The following is a 7,044-nucleotide window of genomic DNA, read 5'->3' on the forward strand; positions in this document are numbered from 1 at the left end:
CTCATGATGTAATCTCTTTGTACTTCAATTTGAAGTGCGGAATGTGGGTTTTAAATAAAGACACTGAAATAATAGCTGTCTTGACCAGACTTTGAGCTTCATTAAAATCAGAATCGCCTGTAATTAAAAAATCTGCTTCTGCTGCTAAAGCACAAGCCAAAAACTTTGCATCCTTTTTATCTTTTGGAAAATCAATTTCTACATTAACGTCAATTAGGGTTGTCACTGCATCCAGAATTTCAAACAACCTCTGAGCGAATTTCCGAAGATAGTCTGAACTTGCTGCGAGTTAAAACCTCCTTATATTCCTTCAAAATCTCTTTAGACACAATCCATTCACAATCTAGATTGTCAACGACGAATTGAATAACTATCCTTGGCTCTCTACCCTTGAGTACAGCAGAAACTAAGAGGTTGTTTGAAAAGTGATTGGCTGTAATTTTAATTACATTATTACCCCCCTTAATCCCCCCTTATAAAGGGGGGAAACAAGAGAAATCCGGTTCCCTCCCCTTTACAAGGGGAGGGTTAGGGTGGGGTAAAAAATATTTGATACATCAATCATGACTTTTCAAACATCCTCTAAAACATTCGTATCAATAATAATCTTCATTCGCCTCGACGGTAAGCTTCAATTTCTCCTGCTATGTCTTCTCCTGTAATCTCTTGTACTTGCGGGAATGACTGCGTTCTGTCAAATAAATCTCTAATTTTTTGACTTATTGCAGACCTTTTATTATCTTCTGCCAAGATAATAACTTCTACTCGCTGTCCTCGCTCAAATGGTAAATTAGATAAAACCACATTATTCGGGTCTTCAATCGTAACGTATATTTTGTAAGCGTTCATTGTTATTTAATCTTTGTAATTTGAAATAATTGCTCACCAATTCACTGCGAAAGAGTCTATGGGAGAAACCCAATTAGATAAGTTGATTAGTTGTAGGCGAAGACTTCTCGAAGAGTACCAAAAATCCCACGGCTTAAAGCCGTGGGAGTGTCAACTCCTTTCGTAAAGTTGGTTTAGTGGAGCTTTCTATACAGAAATTTTAGTCTCTGTTTCCAGTTTAGCCAGTCTTTCTGCGAGAAGTTTTTCTAAGGTTTCTAATGCTTTTGTGAAACCTTTGATACCCTCATCTAACTTTTCTGATGCCATACGATCAGCTGTGTGCATTTTATCAAAGGCAGCTTTGTCCATGGAAATCTTGTCAATTGCCATTCCTGCTGCTTTGCTAGCATCAAGTTTACGGGGTAATTCTCCGATTGTGGCTTGCAACTCACCCAGTAGTGCTGGAGAAATGGTCAGCAAATCACAACCTGCTAATTCAGTAATTTCGCCGACATTACGGAAGCTAGCTCCCATAACTTCGGTTTTGTAACCAAATTTCTTGTAGTAGTTGTAGATTGTTGTGACAGACACAACCCCTGGATCTTCGGGTGAGGGGTAACTATCTCGTCCGCTTTCTTTTTTGTACCAGTCGAGAATCCGTCCGACGAAAGGAGAAATCAGAGTCACACCTGCTTCTGCACAGGCGATCGCCTGATGAACACCAAACAGTAAGGTGAGATTGCAATGAATTCCTTCTTTTTCCAAAATTTCCGCAGCACAAATACCTTCCCAAGTGGAAGCAATTTTAATCAAAATCCTTTGGCGAGAAACTCCCACTCCTTCGTATTGAGCAATCAATTCTCGTGCTTTGGTGACAGTCGCTTCTGTATCGTATGATAGGCGTGCATCCACTTCTGTGGAAACTCGACCAGGGATAATTTGCAGAATCTTTAATCCAAAGGATACTGCTAAACGGTCAAATGCCAAAGAAACTACTTGAGCTTGAGATGCACCTGAACCAAGGTCTTTTTTTGCTTTGAGTAAAGTTTGATCAACTATTTCTTGATATTCTGGCATTTGGGCCGCAGCTGTAATCAAGGAAGGGTTGGTAGTCGCATCTTGGGGCTTGAATTTTTCAATTGCTTGAATGTCTCCAGTATCTGCGACCACAACGGTCATTTCTCGCAATTGTTCTAGTAAATTCTTTGACATGGTTTACCTCTTGAATTTTATTTTCCAGGACTTACTATTATTGGGTTGTAGTGGTCTTGATAGCTGAGTTGACGGTAATGGTTAATTGGTAATGAGAAATTAATATATCCTTTGATTACTGATTACCAATTACACCAAAAGAATTTCGCAAAAGTCCTGAATCAATACCCTCCAGCCCTATTCTAGGCAAGTTATGCCAAGATTGATTGTCTGATTGTATGCAGTTTTTTTAAACCATTTTGCATTTTTCGTCATGAAGGGATATTTTCAACCCTAGTAATCATCAATATTTGAACAATTTTTGACTATTGTCATGCTTGTATAACTGAATATTTGCATCACAAATTCTTTAGCTTTTTTTCAGTATTGGTACTAAAAAAAAGATGGGAAGTTTAGCTTAATCACAAGAGATTTTATATAATTTAATGATTATTAATATACTTAAAAATATGATTTATGTTTGTCCGATTAAACATAATTCAGATCTGCGATCGCCAAAACATTTACATTTTGTCCTAACGTTTGTCAAAAATAGGGAATTGAAAATAATCAATTCCCTGCTGAAATCAGTCAACCCCAGCGAAAATACTACAGTTAACTGTTAAACTGCTACTGCAACACTCTGCAAAAGACCTTCTGTTTGTGCCATAGATAACATGAGGTCAATGACTCGGTTGGAATAACCCCACTCGTTGTCATACCATGCCACAATCTTGAAAAAGTTTGAATTTAGTTCAATTCCAGCGCCAGCATCAAAGATACTAGAGTGTGTATCTCCTTGAAAATCTGTGGAAACTACTTCTTCGTCAGTGTAGCCTAATACACCTTTCAATTCACCTGTGGCTGCTGCTTTCATCGCTGCACAGATTTCCTGATAACTAGTGGCTTTCGCAGTTTTGAAGGTTAAATCAACCACAGAAACATCAGGAGTCGGAACCCGGAACGCCATACCAGTTAATTTACCTTTTAATTCCGGTAAAACCAATGCTACAGCTTTTGCTGCACCTGTAGAAGAGGGAATAATATTTTGTGCAGCACCACGACCACCACGCCAATCTTTTTTGGAAGGGCCATCTACTGTGGGTTGAGTAGCAGTCATGGCGTGGACTGTGGTCATTAATCCTTCAGTTAAGCCAAAGTTATCGTTGATGACTTTAGCAATGGGAGCCAAACAGTTAGTAGTGCAACTAGCATTGGATACTACAGTATCTTTAGCTGGGTCAAACAAGTGATGATTGACACCCATTAACAAGGTTTTGACTCGCTCTGGATCTTTAGTAGGCGCGGAAATTATCACTCGCTTGGCTCCAGCTTGCAGGTGGTTCGCGGCTCCTTCATAATTGGTGAACAGTCCTGTAGATTCAACTACATAATCTGCACCCAATTTACCCCAAGGCAATTCTGCTGGATTCCGAATCGATACGCAAGGAACAAAATGTCCATCAACAACGATGCCATTATCCTTTGCTTCAACGTTACCCCGATACATCCCGTGGGTAGAGTCATACTTCAACAGGTAAGCGAGGTTATCTGGTGGTACGAGGTCGTTAATACCCACAAACTCAATGTTGGGGTTCGTAATCCCAGCACGAAATACCAGACGTCCAATTCGACCAAACCCATTGATGCCAACTTTTAACTTAGCCAAGATTTTACCTCCTATTCTGGGAAGTTGAACAAAGGAGAAATGAAAGCAAATGACATATTACTGCTTTTTCGATCCTGACAGTCTGATTTGGCGATCGCCCATTTACTTGGCTTCTTTTAAGGTTTAGTCTGGGGATTGGGATTGGGTAATGGGGATTGGGGAAGGTAGGGGTCCCCTTTGGGGATAAGGGGATGGATGGGGAAGAGACTTGTTAAATAATTCCCCCCACACTCCCCATACTCTCTTCACCCTTCACAATACACATTGAGTTTGGAATTTGGGATTAGTTCTGGGTTCTGGGTGAAGCATTGCCAAAAACTCAATATTTGCTTTCCTACCTGTTGAGGATAGAAGTAGTGAAAGAAATGATATCCTTTAGCACATTCCCAGAGAGTATCTTCTGGCTTTAAGAAATTTTGCCAGTCTTGTAAATCTGGTGGGGTGACAACTGGATCATTTTTGCTACCACATACAAACATTGGCATGGAAACCCCACCTTTGGGTAAGTGAAAAAATCGAAACAGAGAATGGGGTGTGGGGGATTCGTCTAAATCTCTGGTGAGCGCAGTCAGTAGCTTTTTGGTATTTGCGGGAGATTGATTACCAAACAGAGTCCGAACGCTGTTAACTAAAATTTGCTCACGGTTCAGAGGAAAGAAAAGGCGTTGTTGATAATAGTGCGCTTGCCAAGTATTTGTCGGTTGAGATGCTACAGCCAATAATGCTAGCGATCGCACTTTTTGTGGATATTGACGAGCAAATAATAAAGCGATCGCACCACTCATACCATGACCTGCTAAATGCACCGGGCGATCTTGCGATTTTAAAAAATCATACAGTAGCTCCACTGCTGTATCTAGGGAACAAGCTTCATCTTTGGTTTGCAAATATTCCCATCGTGCCACTGAAATATACTTAGATAAGTATTGAAGTAATGGTTTGTCTAAACCCTTCAAACTTGGGCTAACGTTTAACCAAAGAACATCAAATAAATCAGACATACATACCTATTAGGCGTAAAATTAGGAGTTATCAATTTTGATTTATTAGTCAAATAAATGCGTATTTAAAAATTTTTACTGCCAAAGTAGTTAAGAATTAGGTATTTATTATCAAGATATTTTCGCTTTTTTCTCAAATTTATAGTGTGAGAATCACAAAAATATATCTTTTACCAGCACAGACAGGTAATTATGTCTTGGGAGTCATTGATTCTGAATTTCACTAACATACCTAATGAACTCAGAATTCAGTATTTAAGAATATTCTAAAGTCTTAAATACTGAATTCTGATTTTCTTACTTAAAATTTAAACTTTGGTACAGATATACATTTTGTATTTTTAGAGGAAAGAGTCACCAAAAAAAGCGTTTACAGGTTTAATTCTTTTTTTAGCTGATTAATCCACGTTTTTACTCGTTCTGCCGTTAATTCAGATTGATTATCTTCATCAATTGCTAGTCCAACAAACTTACCATTTCTTAATGCTTTAGAATCGTTGAAGTCATAGCCAGATTTTGGCCAGTAACCGACTGTTTTACCACCACGTTCTGAAATCTTTTCTTCTAAAATACCAATTGCATCTTGAAAATTATCAGCATAGCCAATCTGATCCCCTGTGCCAAAATAAGCAACTAACTTGTTAGAAAAATCAATTTCGTCAAGTTCAGGAAAAAAGCCATCCCAATCACTTTGAAGTTCACCTATATTCCAAGTCGGACAACCAATAATTAAATAGTCATACTCGTCAAAATCACTGACATCTGCTTGGGAAATATCGTGTAAATTTACTAAATCCTTACCGAATCCATCTTGAATCATTTCAGCAACAGATTCAGTATTACCAGTTTGAGTACCGTAAAAAAGACCAATTGTTTTTGACATCTGACACCTGAATAGAAAAACTTAGAGATTGATGTAATGTCGATTAGTCAAGGCTTCGACTTATGAGAGAAGCTACTGTGGAGTTACTACAACCATAGTGGTCATAGTGTCATCTCCTAAGAATTCGGAAGAATCTATCCAAAATTAATGATTAAGTATTTCAATAAGCAACCAGTATATCCTACCAGATTAATTGATATTAGTTTGCAATAAGCAAAATTAAATTTTATAAACTTCAACCGTAGTTAAGGAACCTAGTTCTCGAATTACTTGCAAACTAAGAAAATCTGATCGTCTAAACTTAGACTTGCTACGCCAGTAGGATTGAATATGCTGATATATTTACTAGTTAAAATGCTAATCTATAGCAATAAAGTTGCTACAGATTGAGCCTAATGACAAAATTGCAATAAACCTTACTGCAAAAACAAGACTGAATCCTTCGTTTTCAACTTTGGTGTTGTATGACAAAGGATTCAGGTTTCTTCTGTAAAAATGCTGGTTAGTTTATTTCCAGTAAACCAAGTGGTGGCGTAATTTCAATCCTGCCAGTTTCCAAATCTACCACTGGCGCGATCGCCTTCACAAAAGGAATCAAAACATTCTTTTGTTGGTTATTGCTGGTTGGTGGTTGGTGTAACTTGACTTCTAATAAATCATTACCAGCAGCAATCACCTCTACCACCGTACCAACGAGTTCACCAGATTCCTGCATAAAAACTTGCAAGCCAATTAAATCAAGGACATGATATTCATCCTCTTCCAACTGGGGGCGATCGCTTTTGGGAACCATTAATTTACAACCGCGCAATTCCTCAGCTTGATTGCGATCATCCACACCAGCCAATCTAATTACATAGATATTTTTACCCTCAATATAACGCCCTGTTAGTAATTCTACTGGCTGCGGTTTCATTTCTCCTGTACGCAACAACCAACGCTTTCCCGGAATCTCAAACCTCTGGGGAAAATCCGAGTCAGGATACACCCGCATTTCTCCGTGTAAACCTTGGGGTGCGACAATCGTACCAATTTCCATCCAATCTTCCAATTGAGAAGTGACAGAAGGTGAAGAGTCGGATTTTTTTCGATCTTCTTTTCTCTTTTTCTCTTTGTTTTCTTGTCTCCCTGTCTCCTTTTGTTTCATATTCATATTCTTCTTCATCTTCCCTTGTCTCCCCAATTCCTATTAAACAATCTGCGTAATTAATTCTGTCTAAGTACTTAGTTTTTGCGTTCGCCGAAATAGTTTTTGCAGTCGCCGAAATAGTTTTTGCGGTCGCCGAAATGGTTTTTGCGTTCGCCGAAATAGTTTTTGCGTTCGCCGAAATAGTTTTTGCGGTCGCCGAAATGATTTTTGCGGTCGCCGAAATGGTTTTTGCGGTCGCCGAAATGGTTTTTGCGGTCGCCGAAATGATTTTTGCGGTCGCCGAAATGATTTTTGCGGTCGCCGAAATGGTTTTTGCGGTCGC

At 38.8% G+C, this 7,044-nt stretch carries 8 protein-coding genes; all 8 read right to left on the reverse strand.

The genetic code is table 11. The features are described 5' to 3' along the window. Position 1: 1 nt before the first annotated feature. Complete coding sequence (locus AC5JMK_RS02485) at positions 2 to 247, reverse strand: putative toxin-antitoxin system toxin component, PIN family (RefSeq protein WP_495909310.1); 246 nt, start codon at positions 245 to 247, stop codon at positions 2 to 4. 362 nt (positions 248 to 609) lie between these two features. Further along, positions 610 to 849, reverse strand: a complete 240-nt coding sequence (locus tag AC5JMK_RS02490) for a hypothetical protein (RefSeq protein WP_495909311.1) — start codon at positions 847 to 849, stop codon at positions 610 to 612. 186 nt (positions 850 to 1,035) lie between these two features. Beyond that, positions 1,036 to 2,040, reverse strand: coding sequence for a transaldolase (locus AC5JMK_RS02495; RefSeq protein ID WP_495909312.1), 1,005 nt, complete (start codon positions 2,038 to 2,040; stop codon positions 1,036 to 1,038). Positions 2,041 to 2,641: 601 nt separating this feature from the next. Further along, positions 2,642 to 3,688, reverse strand: a complete 1,047-nt coding sequence (gene gap / locus AC5JMK_RS02500) for a type I glyceraldehyde-3-phosphate dehydrogenase (RefSeq protein WP_495909313.1) — start codon at positions 3,686 to 3,688, stop codon at positions 2,642 to 2,644. A gap of 245 nt (positions 3,689 to 3,933) precedes the next feature. After that, complete coding sequence (locus AC5JMK_RS02505; protein ID WP_495909314.1) at positions 3,934 to 4,689, reverse strand: alpha/beta fold hydrolase; 756 nt, start codon at positions 4,687 to 4,689, stop codon at positions 3,934 to 3,936. A gap of 370 nt (positions 4,690 to 5,059) precedes the next feature. Further along, the gene (gene fldA / locus AC5JMK_RS02510) at positions 5,060 to 5,572 is read right to left on the reverse strand and encodes a flavodoxin FldA (RefSeq protein ID WP_495909315.1); all 513 of its coding nucleotides are present in this window, start codon (positions 5,570 to 5,572) and stop codon (positions 5,060 to 5,062) included. A gap of 502 nt (positions 5,573 to 6,074) precedes the next feature. Beyond that, positions 6,075 to 6,719, reverse strand: coding sequence for a ribosome maturation factor RimM (gene rimM / locus AC5JMK_RS02515; protein ID WP_495909316.1), 645 nt, complete (start codon positions 6,717 to 6,719; stop codon positions 6,075 to 6,077). A gap of 77 nt (positions 6,720 to 6,796) precedes the next feature. Then, a partial coding sequence (locus tag AC5JMK_RS02520) for a hypothetical protein (RefSeq protein ID WP_495909317.1) occupies positions 6,797 to 7,044 on the reverse strand: 248 nt, incomplete at its 5' end.

This window comes from Pelatocladus sp., from assembly GCF_059505505.1.